General features: G+C 66.4%; 11 protein-coding genes. 3 read left to right on the top strand and 8 right to left on the bottom strand.

All coding sequences use genetic code 11. From position 1 onward, the window contains the following. Positions 1-85 precede the first annotated feature (85 nt). The gene (ffh, locus tag AC5P5M_RS07620; RefSeq protein ID WP_053518973.1) at positions 86-1,462 is read right to left on the bottom strand and encodes a signal recognition particle protein; all 1,377 of its coding nucleotides are present in this window, start codon (positions 1,460-1,462) and stop codon (positions 86-88) included. Between the two features lie 122 nt (positions 1,463-1,584). Here ffh and AC5P5M_RS07615 point away from each other — a divergent pair, with 122 nt between their 5' ends. Then, positions 1,585-2,379 carry a cytochrome C assembly family protein gene (locus tag AC5P5M_RS07615; protein WP_053518974.1) on the top strand — a complete coding sequence of 265 codons (795 nt, stop codon included), beginning with the start codon at positions 1,585-1,587 and terminating at the stop codon, positions 2,377-2,379. 79 nt (positions 2,380-2,458) lie between these two features. Here the strand turns inward: AC5P5M_RS07615 and AC5P5M_RS07610 are convergent, their stop codons facing one another. The 3 genes from AC5P5M_RS07610 to radA all read right to left on the bottom strand — a co-directional run bounded on the left by AC5P5M_RS07610 (position 2,459) and on the right by radA (position 8,245). Continuing rightward, positions 2,459-4,765: a tetratricopeptide repeat protein gene (locus AC5P5M_RS07610; protein WP_263177827.1), complete on the bottom strand. Its 2,307-nt coding sequence runs from the start codon at positions 4,763-4,765 to the stop codon at positions 2,459-2,461. Positions 4,766-4,813: 48 nt separating this feature from the next. Further along, positions 4,814-6,670, bottom strand: a complete 1,857-nt coding sequence (locus AC5P5M_RS07605; protein ID WP_495205723.1) for an ATP-binding protein — start codon at positions 6,668-6,670, stop codon at positions 4,814-4,816. Between the two features lie 198 nt (positions 6,671-6,868). Then, positions 6,869-8,245: a DNA repair protein RadA gene (radA, locus tag AC5P5M_RS07600; protein WP_053518980.1), complete on the bottom strand. Its 1,377-nt coding sequence runs from the start codon at positions 8,243-8,245 to the stop codon at positions 6,869-6,871. A 149-nt stretch (positions 8,246-8,394) separates the two neighbouring features. Between radA and AC5P5M_RS07595 the strand changes: the two genes are divergently transcribed. Then, entirely contained in the window at positions 8,395-10,452 is a 2,058-nt protein-coding gene (locus AC5P5M_RS07595) for a putative bifunctional diguanylate cyclase/phosphodiesterase (protein ID WP_053518982.1), read from the top strand. A 115-nt stretch (positions 10,453-10,567) separates the two neighbouring features. Here AC5P5M_RS07595 and cyoD read toward each other — a convergent pair whose 3' ends face one another. The 4 genes from cyoD to cyoA are packed head-to-tail and all read right to left on the bottom strand — an operon-like array spanning position 10,568 to position 14,584. Next, positions 10,568-10,909: a cytochrome o ubiquinol oxidase subunit IV gene (cyoD, locus tag AC5P5M_RS07590; RefSeq protein WP_053518984.1), complete on the bottom strand. Its 342-nt coding sequence runs from the start codon at positions 10,907-10,909 to the stop codon at positions 10,568-10,570. Continuing rightward, complete coding sequence (gene cyoC / locus AC5P5M_RS07585) at positions 10,909-11,547, bottom strand: cytochrome o ubiquinol oxidase subunit III (protein ID WP_065174633.1); 639 nt, start codon at positions 11,545-11,547, stop codon at positions 10,909-10,911. The genes cyoD and cyoC overlap by 1 nt, the downstream gene beginning before the upstream one ends. After that, positions 11,544-13,541, bottom strand: coding sequence for a cytochrome o ubiquinol oxidase subunit I (gene cyoB, locus AC5P5M_RS07580; RefSeq protein ID WP_053518988.1), 1,998 nt, complete (start codon positions 13,539-13,541; stop codon positions 11,544-11,546). The genes cyoC and cyoB overlap by 4 nt, the downstream gene beginning before the upstream one ends. A 2-nt stretch (positions 13,542-13,543) precedes the next feature. Next, entirely contained in the window at positions 13,544-14,584 is a 1,041-nt protein-coding gene (gene cyoA, locus AC5P5M_RS07575) for a ubiquinol oxidase subunit II (protein ID WP_053518989.1), read from the bottom strand. A 343-nt stretch (positions 14,585-14,927) separates the two neighbouring features. Between cyoA and AC5P5M_RS07570 the strand changes: the two genes are divergently transcribed. Beyond that, positions 14,928-15,608, top strand: a complete 681-nt coding sequence (locus AC5P5M_RS07570; RefSeq protein ID WP_495205722.1) for a GyrI-like domain-containing protein — start codon at positions 14,928-14,930, stop codon at positions 15,606-15,608. Positions 15,609-15,730 lie beyond the last annotated feature (122 nt).

Below are 15,730 nucleotides of genomic sequence, written 5' to 3'. Positions count from 1 at the left end.
ATACCTGCGGGAGAGGTCGCCGCCCAGCATACGCCAGTCGTTGCAGGCGGGGTCGGATCCGAACAGGTTCCGCCCCCGATGTTGATCAACGGAACGGCATGCCGCGGCCACCCATGGCGCCCATCATGCCCTTCATGCTGCGCATCATGCCCTTCATGCCGCCGCCGGCCATTTTGCTCATCATCTTTTCCATCTGCATGTACTGCTTCATGAGCTTGTTGACGTCGGCCGGAGTCACGCCCGAGCCCTTGGCGATGCGCGCGCGGCGCGAGCCGTTGAGCAGGTTCGGGTTGCGCCGTTCCTTCTTGGTCATCGAACTGATGATGGCGATCATGCGGGGCACTTCCTTGCCCTGGCTGACCTGCTGCTTGAGGTGGTCCGGGATGTTGCCCAGGCCCGGCAGCTTGTCCATCAGGCCGCCGATGCCGCCCATGTTCTGCATCTGCTCCAGCTGGTCGCGCATGTCGTTCAGGTCGAACTTCTTGCCCTTGGCGACCTTCTCGGCCAGCTTGGCCGCCTTGTCCTTGTCGACCTGCTGCTCTACCTGCTCGACCAGCGACAGCACATCGCCCATGTCCAGGATGCGGCTGGCGATGCGGTCCGGATGGAACACATCCAGGCCGTCCGGCTTTTCGCTGACACCGACGAACTTGATCGGCTTGCCGGTGATGTAGCGCACACTCAGGGCGGCACCGCCACGGGCGTCACCGTCGGTCTTGGTCAGCACCACGCCGGTCAGCGGCAGCGCATCCCCGAAGGCCTTGGCGGTGTTGGCCGCGTCCTGGCCGGTCATGGCATCGACCACGAACAGAGTCTCGGCCGGGTTGACCGCTGCGTGCAGGGCCTTGATCTCGGCCATCATCGCTTCGTCGATGGCCAGGCGGCCGGCGGTATCGACCAGCAGCACGTCGACGAACGACTTGCGCGCATCGTCGATGGCGGCGCGGACGATGGCTTCCGGCTTCTGGTCGGCGCTGGACGGGAAGAACAGCACGCCGACCTGTTCGGCCAGGGTCTTCAGCTGCTCGATCGCCGCCGGACGGTAGACGTCGGCCGAGACCACCATCACCTTCTTCTTGCGCTTTTCCTTCAGGTGCTTGGCCAGCTTGCCCACGGTCGTGGTCTTGCCGGCGCCCTGCAGGCCCGCCATCAGGATGATGGCCGGCGCCGGCACGTTGAGGTTCAGGTCGCTGGCTTCAGCGCCCATCACCGCGGTCAGCTCGTCGCGGACGACCTTGATCAGCGCCTGGCCGGGGGTCAGCGACTTCAACACTTCCTGGCCAACGGCGCGCACCTTGATGCGCTCGATCAGCGCCTGTACCACCGGCAGCGCGACATCGGCCTCGAGCAGCGCGATGCGGACCTCGCGGGTGGCCTCGCGGATGTTCTCCTCGGTCAGGCGGCCACGGCCGCGCAGGCGCTCGATGGTGCCGGAAAGGCGCTGGGTCAGGGACTCGAACATGCGGTGCGACCTGTCTGAAAACGGGGGACAATAAGGCACACAGTATAGCCGGTCCGCCCCTGCTCCCGGGCTGCGACACGGCGGCCGTCGCCAGCACCCCGGGGGTATGCGAAACTGCCACGATGACAATCGTTCTCATCGCCGTCCTGCTCTACCTGGCCGCCAGCGTCCTGCTGGTGCGCGCGCTCGGCCGCGATGGTGCCGTAGGTTCGCCCGCCTGGCTGTGGCCGGCGCTGCCAGCCATCGTGCTGCATGGCGGCTATCACGTGATGGTGGCGATGCGCACGAACGGCGGGCCGGACATGCATTTCTTCGCGGCGCTGTCGCTGGTCGGCCTGGGCATGGCCTGGCTGACGTCGCTGGTGGGTGCACGCGGCCGCATGTCCGCGCTGGGCGTGGTGGTGTTTCCGCTCGCGGCACTGTTGCTGCTGGCCTATCACGGCTATGGCCACGAACCGAGCAAGGTGCTGGGCTGGCGGTTGGCCAGCCATGCCTGGCTGGCCCTGCTGGCCTACGCCACGCTGAGCATCGCGGCATTGCTGGCGATCATGCTGTGGCTGCAGGAACGCGCGCTGCGCCGCCGCGAATTCCGGCCCTGGCTGCGCGCCCTGCCCCCGCTGGCCGATCTGGAAGCGCTGCTGTTCCGGGTCATCGCGGTGGGCTTCGCCCTGCTCACGCTGACCCTGGTCACCGGCGTCCTGTTCGTCGATGACCTGCTTGCACAGAAGCTGGTGCACAAGACCGTACTGAGCGTGCTGTCGTGGATCGTTTTCGGCGTGCTGCTGATCGGCCGCCGCCGCTACGGCTGGCGCGGGGTGAAGGCGGTGCACTGGACATTGACGGCCATGCTGTTGCTGCTGCTGGCCTTCTTCGGCAGCCAGTTCGCGATCGAGCTGGTGTTCGGACACTCCCGTTGATCGGATGACAGGTCCGCCGGGCATCGCCCGGCGGCGCAGAGCAGTGGCGCCGGGCCATGCCCCGGCGAGCGAGGCGTGCCTACAGGCCGTACCGCTCGATCACGTCAAGATGCGGCTGGCGATCCTGGTCGCAGGCTTCGGCCAGGCGCAGCCAGCACAGCGGATGTGCCCAGCCGGCGGTGGCCTGCTGCAGGAACCGGTGCAGCGCGAGCGGTGCGTGATCCTGAGGCTGGGCGATGGTGAACAGCAGCCCCGGCAGCGTGCCATCCTCGGCCTCCGGGTCGGTCACGGTGTAGTCGGGACGGCTGTGGGCCCAGATTTTCCAGCCCTGCGCCTCAACCGCCTCGACCAGGGCATTCCAGGCGTCCTCACCCGGATGGGCGCCGTCGATCAGCCAGCTGCGGGCGAAGCCGCCACGCTCCAGCACATGCACCTGTGCGTAGGTCGGGATGAAGTGCTCGCGTGCCTCCTCGTCTTCCGGTGCCGGATGCACCAGCGCCGCGTCGAACACCACCCAGTCACCCACCTGCTGGGCGCGGTTGGCCGGCGCGTTCTCGACGATGCGGGCGGTCACCGGGCCACTGCGCCGGGCGTAGTACTCCATCGGCTCGCCCTCTTCCTCGCTGCGGATGATCACCCAGCCCCACGGCTCTTCGACCACACCCTCGGTGCTGGACAGTTCCATGCCGATCGCCGCCGCCGACCGCCGCACGGCGTCCCAGTCATGCGCGGCGCTGGCGGCACTCATGTGGTCCCAATGCGCGGCATTGGGCTCCTCCAGCAGTTCGATCAGCTGCGCGTAGCAGGCCTGGGCATCGCTGAAGCGTCCGGTCTCCATGTACATGCGGGCCAGCGTGCCACGCGCGCCATGCGATCCCGGCGACAGCTCCAGCAGTGCCTTTGCGGCCAGCTCCAACGCCGGCCAGTCGGACACCCGGCGCGCGCGCTGCACCTCGCACCAGTGGGCGAACACCGGCACGCTGTCGCGGAACACATCCGCCAACCGGCGCAGGCCCGCGTCATCGCCCTGTTCGGCCAGCCACCGCATCAGCGTGTAGGCCGCGGCACCATCGTGCTGCGGATGCGCCGCCACGAAGTCCCACAGCAGTGTGCGTGCTTCGGCCTGCGCGCCGCAGGCATTGAGCGCCGAAGCCGCCGTGTCGGCCAACGGCTCATCATCGGGACACTGTGCGTGGGCCTGCAGCAACCATTGCGCCTCCTGCTCGGGATCGCGCGAGTGGTTCTGCTCCCCGCGCGCTTCCAGCCACGCCAGCAGCTCCGTGGCCGGCACCGGCAACGGCGCGACCTCCGGCAGGCTTTCCACGCGTGCAGCCAGGGCGGCCACCAGCGCGGACGCGCCGCGGTCCTGGCGCAGCTGCGGAAGGTGGGCACGGGCCAGGCCCAGCTGCCGCTGCGCCACCCAGCGCGCGCCCCGCTGCAGCGCCAGCTCCAGGCTGAGTGCAGCCACCTCGATCAACAGCCGGTGCGAACCGACGCGGGCGAAATGTTCGATGATGGTGTTGAAGCGCGTACCCAGGTCCCAGGTGTTGCGCGCCGGATCGCGCCGGCACAGCGCAGCGGCGGTGTTCGCCCACAGTCGCCAGTAGTTAGGCGTCAGTTCGCTCCACGGCACCATCTGCTGCAGCGCTTCTTCGTCGCGGCCCAGCTGTGCCAGCGCCCAGGCCTTGGACAGGCGGCGCGGCACGGTGCAGTTGGCCGGCTCATACTCGCCCGACGCGACCACCTCGGCCTCCCGCTTTTCGATCAGCGCCAGCGCTTCCTCAGCGCGGCCCAGGCCCAGAAGGATCTTGATCTGCATCTCCGGGAAGCTGTCGAACACCTCCTTGCCGCAGGCCTCGATCGCGTCGGCCTGTGCCTGCAGGTAATCCAGCGCCTCCTGGCCCCGATCGTCGTCCAGCAGCGCGTCCGCCTTCTCGCAGCTCAGGCACTGGAAGCAGGCCCAGCTCGGATCGATGCGTGCCAGGGTCTCGTCGCAGACCTCGACCCGTTCGGGCACCCAGCCGGGCCCGTCGATGTTGCCGTAGCAGGCGGCCAGATCCTGGGTCACGCAGATCGACTGCGGGCACTCCAGGGTATCCTCGCGATGCGCACGCTCGAACAGCGCGACCGCCTCGCCCAGTGCACTTTCACCTTCGACGCGGTTGCCCACGCGGTTGCGCAGCGCCCAGTGGCCGACGTAGACATCGACCCAGGGATTGTCCAGCGCCTTGCCCAGCGCACGCGCCTCGGGCAACAGCGCATCGACGCGGTCGACCTGCAGCTCGCTGACGTCGTCCGCAAGGCGGTTCAGCAGGTGCGCGTTCTGCGCCTGCCCGGCCTGGCGCAGGTCGCCCTGCAGTTTTTCTACCCAGTTCCAGATGTCCATGAGGGGATTACGTGCTCCTGTCTAGCGAAGGCTGGATGAGAGCGGGCGTCAGCGCAGCATCTGCTGCAGCGCGCCCGCGATGTCGGTGAAGGCTCCATTGAGGTCGGGGCCTGCGGTTGCCGTCGTCCGCGCCAGGGGCCTGCCCTGCGCGGCGACGATGATCTTCAGGGAGCGCAGCAGGCGTGCGGCCGCTTCGGCCTGCGGGTGGCCTTCGCGCTGTGCGCGCAGCAGCGCCTGCACTGCGGTGTTGTCGAGGTTGAGATACAGCCGCGACGGTGCACGCGATTCGATGCGTGCAGTGAACTGGCGGGCCAGCCGCAGCGCGGCCATCGATACCCGCTTGTCGTTCTCGTCGTCCTCCAGCCGCTGCTTCAGTTCGGCCTCGCGGTCGGGCACCACCACCACCGGCAGTGCCTCCGGACTGAAGCGCGCCGGCAGCAGCTGCTCACCATCCCCCAACTGCTCACGCAGCCAGGCCAGCTGCCCCTCATCGAGGCTGTCATCGGTACGGAACAGTGCGCGGTTGCCCTGCTCGGTGCCCAGTTCCACCAGACGCAGGCCCTTGGCCTGGGCCCAGCGACGCAGGAACGGAACCACCGCATAACGATGGCCATGCGCGACCGGCACCCCCATCGCGCGGAACAGCATCTCTTCGAAACCGCCACCGTTGTCGAGGATCACATGCACGGCGCCGCGTGCCGGCAGCGCGCTGGCCGGCAGATCGCCCTGCGAGGTCGGCACGCGCACGTGCTCCACCAGCAGTTCGAACAAGCGGTCATCACACAGCGCCGCGCCCAGCAGCGCTTCGTTGTGGCGGGCCAGCACCCGGCGCCAGGCTTCAGGCTGCTGCCGTGCGACCTCGGCCAGGCCATCGATCAACGCCTCCAGCAGGGCATGCTGCACGGCGCGGTAATGATCATCGCGCTGCAGATCCTCACGACTGGCGGTGGGCGTCAGCCGCGAGGACTCGATCACGCCACCGATGAAGCCGGCCCAGGGCGGGAGCAGGTCACGTGCATCGTCGTCCAGCAGCATGCCGCGCACGAACACTGACAGATTGCGGTTGTCACTGGTGCCATAGGTGGCGCCATCCTGCACCCACAACAGGCCCGTGGCGTCGCTGACGCCATCGGCGCGCAGCGGCAGGGTGACGATGGGCTCGAAGTCATGCTCGAAACGCGCGGCGAACTGCAGGGACTGCCGGCGCGCCTGCACCGGGTGCAGCGCGACCTCGCCCTGCGCCCGCCACGGCGGCGGCTCCGGATTGATCGCCGAGGTGGCGGCACCGATGAAGATTGGTTCGGACAGCAGCGCGCAGTACCGCCCCAGCACCTCGTGCAGGCGTGCTTCGTTGGCCAGCGGCAGGAAGTCGGGGTGCAGTTCCAGCTCCACTTCGGTTCCGATCGCGCGCGCGGGCACTTCGCTGACCGTGTACTGCTCGGCATTGCTGGACACGTACAGATGGCCGAGTTCCGGCGTCTGGTAGGAGGTGGTGCGAACGCTGACCCGACGCGCCAGCACGAAGGCGGACAGGAAGCCGAGACCGAACATGCCGATCAGGCCATCCTCGTCGGCGCCGCCCTGGCGCAGGCCACGGGTGTAGCCGACACCGACGGTCGCCAGGTAATCGTGGATCTCCTGGCGGGTCAGGCCCGCCCCGGTATCGCTGATGCGCAGCACGCCGGCGGTGGCGTCGACCTGGACGGAGATCCGGGAAGGCACGTCCATGCCCGGCTGCTCGATGCGACGGCGGATGATCGAGTCATGCGCGTTCTGCACCAGCTCGCGCAGGGCCACCATCGGCGTGGAATACAGGTGCTTGCCCAGCACCGTCATCAGTCCATTGAGGTCGACGCCCGCACGGCGGATTTCGGCGGCGGGGGCGGTAAGCGCGGGGTCCTGCATGTAATCGTTTACTCCTGGGCGCGGAAAGGCGCCACAGGGCGCCTTCGTCGAGCGGGAAAAACTAGCACAGGGAGGCTGACCGTAGCCGCATCTGACGTCTGCTGGGTCTGGCCCATGCCCGGCGGTCCTTCGCCGGGGAAGCAGACGCGCGTGGCCCGGCTCAACAGGATCGCGGCCGCCGGCGCGCCTCCGATGGAATCACGCTGCGTCGATCGCCTCGGACAGGCGCTCCACGGCGATCACCTCCATGCCCTTGACCGAGCCCCCCTTGGGCGCATTGGCCTTCGGCACGATCGCACGCCTGAAACCATGGGTGGCCGCCTCGCGCAGCCGGTCCTCACCATTGGGCACCGGGCGGATCTCGCCGGACAGGCCCACTTCGCCGAAGGCGATGGTCTTCTCGGCCAACGGCCGGTCCTGCAGCGACGACAGCACCGCCAGCAGCACCGGGAGGTCGGCGGCCGTCTCCTGCACGCGGATGCCGCCGACGACATTGACGAACACATCCTGGTCGCCCACCAGCACACCGCCGTGCCGGTGCAGCACCGCCAGCAGCATGGCCAGACGGTTCTGCTCCAGGCCTACGGCGACACGGCGCGGGTTGGACAGCGGCGACGCATCGACCAGCGCCTGTACCTCCACCAGCAGCGGACGGGTTCCTTCACGGGTCACCATCACGCAGCTGCCGGGCTGGTGCGTACTGCCACCGGACAGGAAGATGGCCGACGGATTGGAGACCTCCTTCAGGCCCTTGTCGCCCATGGCGAACACGCCCAGCTCGTTGACCGCGCCGAAACGGTTCTTGAACGCACGCAGCAGCCGGAAGCGGCTGCCGCTTTCGCCTTCGAAGTACAGCACCGCATCGACCATGTGTTCCAGCACACGCGGGCCGGCGATGCCACCTTCCTTGGTGACGTGGCCGACCAGGAACACGGCGGTGCCGGTTTCCTTGGCGAAACGCACCAGCCGTGCGGCACTCTCGCGCACCTGGCTGACCGACCCCGGTGCGGCGGTCAGGCTTTCCGTCCACAGCGTCTGCACCGAGTCGGCCACGATCAGGCGCGGGCCGGCCTTGGCCGCGTGCTGGAGGATGGACTCGACGCCGGTTTCAGCGAGCGCGTTGACGCCATCCAGGGGCAGTTCCAGCCGATGCGCGCGACCGGCCACCTGGGCCAAAGACTCCTCGCCGGTGACGTAGAGCACCGGCAGCTCGGCCGCCATCCTGGCGACCGCCTGCAGCAGCAGGGTTGACTTGCCGATGCCGGGATCGCCGCCGACCAGCACCACCGCCCCCTCCACCAGGCCGCCGCCGAGCACGCGGTCGAACTCGCCGATGCCGGTGCTGACCCGGCGATGCTCGGTCTGCTCCACGTCCTTCAGGGCGGTGATCTTCGGCGGATCGACCTTGCCCGCCCAGCCGGCCCGCCGCGATGCCGGCGCCTTGGCCGCCGCCGCACTTTCCAGGACGATTTCCGACAGCGAATTCCAGGCATTGCACTCGGTGCACTGGCCCTGCCATTTGCTGTACTCGGCGCCGCATTCATTGCAGACGTAGGCGGTGCGGGCTTTTGCCATCTGGGAATTTCCTGCGTCGGGGACGGGCGTGGCAGGATAGCCGAGCCCGGTCGCAGGTGCTGCGACCGCTCAAGTACCGCCCACCTGCGCCGATAGGGGTCGCGGGCGTGCGCCTTGCGGGCGCCCCTCCCTTTCCCACTGGATTCAACATGACTGGAAGTTACAGTCAGAGCCTGGTCGCCATCTCTCTGCTGGTGGCCATTCTTGCTTCGTACACGGCCCTGGACATGGCCGGGCGTGTCGCCAGCGCGCAGGGACGCGTCGCCCGCTGGTGGCTGGCTGGCGGCGCCGCCGCGATGGGCCTGGGCATCTGGTCGATGCACTTCATCGGCATGCTGGCGTTCGACCTGCCGATCCCGATCGGTTACGACCTGGCCATCACCCTCTACTCCCTGGCCGTGTCGATCGGCGCATCGGCCTATGCGCTGTGGCTGGTCTCCCGCCCCAGCCTGCCGCGACGGCGGCTGCTGGCCGGTGCGGTGCTGATGGGCACCGGCATCGCGGCCATGCATTACCTGGGCATGGCCGCCATGCGCATGCAGCCCGGCATCGACTACCACCCAGGATGGTTCGCGACATCGATCGTGGTGGCCATCGGCGCAGCCGGCGCTGCGCTGTGGATCGCCTTCCGCCTGCGCACCGAGCAGCGCAACACGCTGCGCCTGCGCCTGCTCGCCTCGCTGGTGATGGGGCTGGCCATCGTCGGCATGCATTACACCGGCATGGCGGCCGCACGCTTCGCGGACGGCAGCATCTGCGGTGCCGTGGTCAACGGCGGCATCGATGCCCGCTGGCTGGCGGTACTGGTCATCGTCACCACCGTGGCGACGCTTGGCATCGCGCTGGTGGCCTCCCTGTTCGATCGCCAGATGCGGGTCCGCACCGGGCTGCTGGCCGATTCGCTCGCGCACGCCAACAACCGGCTGATCCAGGCCGCGCTGCACGACCCGCTGACCCAGCTGCCCAACCGCATGCTGCTGCAGGACCGCATCGAACAGGCCATCGAGAAGGCCTGCCGGCACCAGCACGCGGTGGCCGTGATGTTCTGCGATCTTGACGGATTCAAGGCGGTCAACGACGCCTACGGTCATCAACTGGGTGATCGCCTGCTGGTCGCCGTCGCGCAACGCATCGGCGGCCTGCTGCGACCGCAGGACACCTTCGCGCGCCTGGGCGGGGACGAATTCGTGATCGTGCTGGCGATCGACATCCCGGATGACGCCGTGGTCGTCGCAGAGCGCATCATCGCCGCGGCCAGCGAGCCTTTCATTCTCGACGCGGCAGAGCTGCAGGTCAGCGCCAGCCTCGGCATCGCCCTGTACCCGGATGACGCCGGCAACGAACGCGAGCTGATGGCCCACGCCGATGCAGCCATGTACCACACCAAGGACACCGGCCGGAACGGCTACACGTTCTTCACCCCCTCGATGCAGCTCAGTGCAAACCGCCAGCTGCGGCTGCTGCAGGATCTGCGCAAGGCCATCGCCCGGGACGAACTGGTGCTGCACTACCAGCCGAAATTTCCCGCCGCCGATGCCCCCGCCAGCGGCGCCGAAGCGCTGCTGCGCTGGCAGCACCCGGAACTGGGCCTGCTGGCACCGGACGTGTTCATCCCGATCGCCGAGCGCAGCGGGCTGATCCTGCCGATCGGTGACTGGGTGCTGGATCGCGCCTGCGCCCAGCTGCGTGCGTGGCATGATGCCGGCCATCGCGGCTGGACGATGGCGGTCAACCTGTCTCCCCTGCAGTTCGCCTCGCCGACGCTGCTGGCCAGCGTGCGTGCGGCGCTGGAACGACACGCCATCGATCCGCCTCTGCTGACGCTTGAGATCACCGAAACGACTGCGATGAAGAATGTCGACGCGAGCCTGGCGATTCTCAACGATCTCACCGCGATGGGCGTGCACATCGCCATCGACGATTTCGGCACCGGCTATTCCAGCCTGCTCTACCTCAAGCGCATGCCGGCCACCGAGCTGAAGATCGACCGGGCCTTCGTGCACGACCTGGAACGCAATGCCGAAGACGCCGCGATCGTCTCCTCGATCATCGCCCTGGGCCGTACGCTGCAGTTGCAGGTGGTGGCCGAGGGCGTGGAGACCCAGGCCCAGCGCGAGTACCTGAGCGAACTGGGCTGCGACCAGCTGCAGGGCTACCACCTGGGTCGGCCGATGGATGCCGAGGAGTTCCTGCGCAAGGTGGGGTGAGGCCCGGCGTGCGAGGTCGGAGCCCTCGCCTGCGACATGGGATCCGACCCCATCCACCCGACAACAGAAAGGCCGCCCGGGGGCGGCCTTTCTGCGTGGCAACGTCGCGGGGACGTCAGTGCATCATATGCACGTTCATGTTGTGCATGACCCACAGGGTGCCGACCACGATGATGCCGATCACCACGATGGTGAAGGCAGCAGCGTTGACGTTCCAGCGGCTCTCCGAGGAGCGGTCCAGGTGCAGGAAGAACACCAGGTGGACCAGCATCTGCAGCACGGCAGTGATCGCGATCACCACACCGTTGACGGTGCGGGAGAAGTCGCCCGACATCACCATCCAGAACGGGATGACGGTCAGCACCACTGCCAGCACGAAGCCGATCAGGTACGACTTCACGCTGCCGTGGCTTTCGCCACCGGTGCCATGATCGTGTGCGTGGTTGTCATGTGCCATTACAGCGCTCCATTGAGGTAGACGACGGAGAACACGCCGATCCAGATCAGGTCCAGGAAGTGCCAGAACAGGCTCAGGCACGCCATGCGGGTCTTGTTGGTCGGGGTCAGGCCGTACTTCTTCAGCTGCACGAACATCACCAGCAGCCACAGCAGGCCGGCGCTGACGTGCAGGCCGTGGGTACCGACCAGGGCGAAGAACGCCGACAGGAAGGCACTGCGGTCCGGACCATAGCCCTGGTGGATCAGGTGCTGGAATTCCCACACTTCCATGCACATGAAGCCGAAGCCCAGCAGCCAGGTGATTGCCAGCCACAGGTACATCTGGCCCACCTGCTTGCGGTGCAGGGCGATCATGCCCAGACCGAAGGTCAGCGAGGAGGTCAGCAGCAGCGCGGTTTCCCAGGCCACGAACGACAGTTCGAACAGGTCCTTCGGACCGGGGCCACCATCGGTGCCGCCGGCCAGCACCACATAGGTGGCGAACAGCGACGCGAAGATGAGGCAGTCGCTCATCAGGTACACCCAGAAACCGAAGACGGTGTTGCCGCCGGTGTCGTGATGCTCGTGGTCGTCATGGCCATGGGCCGCCGCATGCGCGGCGTGCCCGTGGCTCAGGGTCGAGGTATTGGTGCTCATGCCTTCAGCTCCGACTTCACCAGGCCCTGGGCTTCCAGGTGCTTGCGGTGTTCGTTCTCGATGCGTTCCACCTCGGCGGCCGGGACCCAGTAGTCCACGTCCTGGTCGAAGGTGCGGTAGATGAACGTGGCGATCATGCCGACGAAGCCGACGATGGCCAGCCACCAGATGTGCCAGATCATCGCGAAGCCGAACACCAGGCTGAAGGCACCGATGACAACACCCGTGCCGGTATTGCGCGGCATGTGGATGTCGGTGTACTTCGCCGGCTTCGGCCAGGCCTCACCGCGCTGCTTGCGCTCCCAGAAATCGTCCAGCTCGGTGACGTCCGGCAGCGTGGCGAAGTTGTAGAACGCCGGCGGCGAAGAGGTTTCCCACTCCAGCGTACGGGCATCCCACGGATCGCCGGTCAGGTCGACGGTCTTCTTGCGGTCGCGGATCGACACGGCCACCTGGATGATCTGGCACAGGATGCCGGCACCGACGATGAAGGCACCTGCAGCAGCAACCAGCAGCAGCGGCTCATAGGCCGGATTGACCGTGCTCTGCAGGCGACGGGTCATGCCCATGAAGCCCAGCACGTACATCGGCATGAAGGTCACGTAGAAGCCGATGAACCAGCACCAGAACGCGCACTTGCCCCAGAACTCGTTGAGGCGGAAGCCGAACATCTTCGGCCACCAGTAGGTGATGCCCGCGAACATGCCGAACACCACGCCGCCGATGATCACGTTATGGAAGTGCGCGATCAGGAACAGGCTGTTGTGCAGCACGAAATCGATGGCCGGGATGGCCAGCATCACGCCGGTCATGCCGCCGATGGTGAAGGTGACCATGAAGCCGATCGTCCACAGCACCGGCGTGGTGAACTGCACGCGACCGCGGAACATGGTGAACAGCCAGTTGAAGATCTTCACGCCCGTGGGAATGGAGATGATCATCGTCGTGATGCCGAAGAAGGCATTGACGTTGGCGCCCGAACCCATGGTGAAGAAGTGGTGCAGCCACACGATGAACGACAGCACGCCGATGCAGGCGGTGGCGTAGACCATGCCCTTGTAACCGAACAGGGCCTTGCGCGAATACGTGGCGATCACTTCCGAGAACACGCCGAACGCCGGCAGGACCAGGATGTACACCTCCGGGTGGCCCCAGATCCAGATCAGGTTGATGTACAGCATGGCGTTGCCGCCACCGTCATTGGTGAAGAAGTGCGTACCCAGGTAACGGTCCAGGGTCAGCAGCACCAGGGTGATGGTCAGCACCGGGAAGGCGGCGACGATCAGCACGTTGGTCACCAGGGCGGTCCAGGTGAACACCGGCATCTGCATCAGCTTCATGCTCGGCGTGCGCATCTTGAGGATGGTGATGAAGAAGTTGATACCACTCAGCGTGGTACCCAGACCCGCCACCTGTAGACCCCAGATGTAGTAGTCCATGCCTACGCTTGGACTGTATTCGATCCCCGACAAGGGCGGGAATGCCAGCCAGCCGGTGGCGGCGAACTCACCGATCCACAGCGACAGCATGATCAGCACCGCACCGGCGACGAACAGCCAGAAGCTGAGCGAGTTGACGAACGGGAACGCGACGTCGCGCGCACCGATCTGCAGCGGCACGGCCAGATTCATCAGGCCGGTGATCAACGGCATCGCCACGAAGAAGATCATGATCACGCCGTGGGCGGTGAAGATCTGGTCGTAGTGGTGCGGCGGCAGGTAACCCTCGGAGCCACCGACGGCGATGGCCTGCTGGGTGCGCATCATGATCGCGTCGGAGAAACCGCGCAGCAGCATGACGAAGGCGACGATGAGGTACATCACGCCGATCTTCTTGTGATCCACCGAGGTGAACCACTCCTTCCACAGATAGCCCCACAGCTTGAACTTGGTGATCAGGGCGACGACGCCCAAGCCACCCAGCACCGCACCGACCAGTGTGGTCAGCACGATCGGATCGTGGGGGATCGACTCAAGAGAGAGTTTTCCCAGCATGTTCATTCTCCCGAGCCCGCATGACCGGCGTGGCCGGCGTGCTCGTGTTCAGTGGCATCCAGGTTTTCCCCGGACTCCTTGGACTTGTGCTCTTCGCTCGGGGCGTGGCCTTCGTGCCCTTCATGGCTGGCAGCATCGGCGGCAGCGGCGCCCGCATGGGCGTGCTTCATGCCGTAGTGCTTGTTGTCGCCCATGTGCTTGGCGATGACCCAGTCGAACAGGCCCTCCTCGGACCGGCCGTAGTAGGTCACCGGATACCACTCGGCATTGCGCGCTTCACCCAGGGCCTTGAACGAGGCCTTGTCCAGCGTCTGCTCACCGGCGCGGACCTGGTCCAGCCACTGGCGGTACTCGGCATCGGTGACCGAATAGGCAGTGAAGTGCATCTTGGCGAAGCCCGCACCGCTGTAGTGCGAGGACATGCCCGGGAATTCACCGGTTTCGTTGGCGATCAGGTGGAGCTTGGTCTCCATCGCCGCCATCGAATAGATCATGCTGCCCAGGTGCGGGATGAAGAAGGCATTCATCACCGTGTCGGAGGTGATCTTGAAGTTCAGCGGAGTGTTGACCGGGAACTTGATCTCGTTGACGACCGCGATCTTCTCTTCCGGATAGATGAACAGCCACTTCCAGTCCAGCGAGATCGCCTCGATGGTGACCGGCTTGACGTCCGATTCCAGCGGCTTGTACGGATCCAGCGCGTGCGAGGAGCGCCAGGTCAGCACGGCCAGCACCAGCACGATCATGCAGGGGATCGACCACACCACCACCTCGATCGCCGTCGAGTGCGACCACTTCGGCTCGTAACGGGCCTTGGTGTTGGAAGCGCGGTACTTCCACGCGAAGGTCAGGGTCATGATGATGACCGGGATGACGACCAGCAGCATGAGCACGGTGGCCGTGATCAGCAGGGTCTTCTCATCCTGGCCGATCTGGCCCTTCGGACTGAGGATGGCCACGGCATCGCAGCCGGTGAGCATCACCAGCACTGCGAGCAGCAGGCCCGGGCGCAACCAGCGCCCAAGGGTTTTCAACGGAATCATCGGTCGATCCAATTGCGAGGGAATGCCGTTCCCCGTCCTGCCCGCTCCGGCCAAAGCCGGTCCCACCCGTCCGGAGACAGGCAGGGAGGTGGGGTCGAGTCAGCCTTGCAATTTTAGGCCGTCACCCACCATTTAAGAAAGGCATTGACAATGATCCTCCGCAGGAAAGGCCCCATTCTGGCTGCGACACGTTGTCGCACCGTGCGCGCAATGGGGCGCGGAGCATCGCAGCCGCAGGTGTCGCCACGCCCGAATCCCTCGTTCGGCAAAGTCGAATGAACGCATTCAGGAACTGTGGCATGCTGACGCGCGTGCGATGCTGTCCGTCTACTGGAGATCTCCAATGGGCAAAGTCGATTTCAAGACGCTTGACCGCACCCTGTACCGGGCGCCGACCGGCGACTTCGTCCTGCTCCAAGTGCCCTCCCTGCCGTTCGTGATGGTTGACGGCCGCGGCGACCCCAACACGGCAATCGCCTACGCCGAGGCCGTACGCTGGCTTTACTCCGTCAGCTATGCGTTGAAGTTCGCCCTCAAGGCGGTGGGACAGGACCATGTGGTTGCGCCGCTGGAGGGGCTGTGGAGCGCTGAGGATCCGGGCAGCTTCGTCGCCCGCCGCAAGGACGAATGGACCTGGACCCTGATGATCCGCACCCCGGATGCCGTCGACACGCCGCGGTTCGCTGCAGCAACGGAGAAGGTGAGGGCGAAGCTCGGTGCGCCACCCTCCAGCCTGCGCCTGCAGCGGCTGGAGGAGGGTCTCTGCCTGCAGACGTTGCATGTGGGCCCCTATGAGGATGAAGGCCCGACACTCGCGAGGCTGCACCAGGAGGTGATGCCATCGCTGGGCTACACGTTTGCCGGCCCGCACCATGAGATCTATCTGAGCGACCCACGGAAAACCGCTCCTTCGCGACTGAAGACACTCCTGCGCCAACCTGTGCGGGCGGCAGAGGCGGGTCAGCCGCCGGAGGACGTAGCCGCCCGGCGGGCGAGGACGTCCTTCCTGCATCAGAACCGGTAACCCAGCCCCAGCTGCACACCATTCTGCAGCTGGCCGTCGCGGCGCTCGCCCACATAGTCGACCATCACCGACAGCCGCTCGCTGGCCCGGCTGGTCACACCCAGGTTCCAGCTCAGCACCTG

The organism is Stenotrophomonas sp. YJH_SMC_106-19, assembly GCF_059368375.1.
The sequence above is the reverse complement of the archived record's forward strand: the minus strand, read 5'-3'. Positions and strand labels throughout refer to the sequence as shown.

Bases quoted from the DNA above. Each gene is read 5' to 3' on its own strand.
- ffh (WP_053518973.1), bottom strand. From the start codon at position 1,462: ATGTTCGAGTCCCTGACCCAGCGCCTTTCCGGCACCATCGAGCGCCTG.
- AC5P5M_RS07615 (WP_053518974.1), top strand. From the start codon at position 1,585: ATGACAATCGTTCTCATCGCCGTCCTGCTCTACCTGGCCGCCAGCGTC.
- AC5P5M_RS07610 (WP_263177827.1), bottom strand. From the start codon at position 4,765: ATGGACATCTGGAACTGGGTAGAAAAACTGCAGGGCGACCTGCGCCAG.
- AC5P5M_RS07605 (WP_495205723.1), bottom strand. From the start codon at position 6,670: ATGCAGGACCCCGCGCTTACCGCCCCCGCCGCCGAAATCCGCCGTGCG.
- radA (WP_053518980.1), bottom strand. From the start codon at position 8,245: ATGGCAAAAGCCCGCACCGCCTACGTCTGCAATGAATGCGGCGCCGAG.
- AC5P5M_RS07595 (WP_053518982.1), top strand. From the start codon at position 8,395: ATGACTGGAAGTTACAGTCAGAGCCTGGTCGCCATCTCTCTGCTGGTG.
- cyoD (WP_053518984.1), bottom strand. From the start codon at position 10,909: ATGGCACATGACAACCACGCACACGATCATGGCACCGGTGGCGAAAGC.
- cyoC (WP_065174633.1), bottom strand. From the start codon at position 11,547: ATGAGCACCAATACCTCGACCCTGAGCCACGGGCACGCCGCGCATGCG.
- cyoB (WP_053518988.1), bottom strand. From the start codon at position 13,541: ATGCTGGGAAAACTCTCTCTTGAGTCGATCCCCCACGATCCGATCGTG.
- cyoA (WP_053518989.1), bottom strand. From the start codon at position 14,584: ATGATTCCGTTGAAAACCCTTGGGCGCTGGTTGCGCCCGGGCCTGCTG.
- AC5P5M_RS07570 (WP_495205722.1), top strand. From the start codon at position 14,928: ATGGGCAAAGTCGATTTCAAGACGCTTGACCGCACCCTGTACCGGGCG.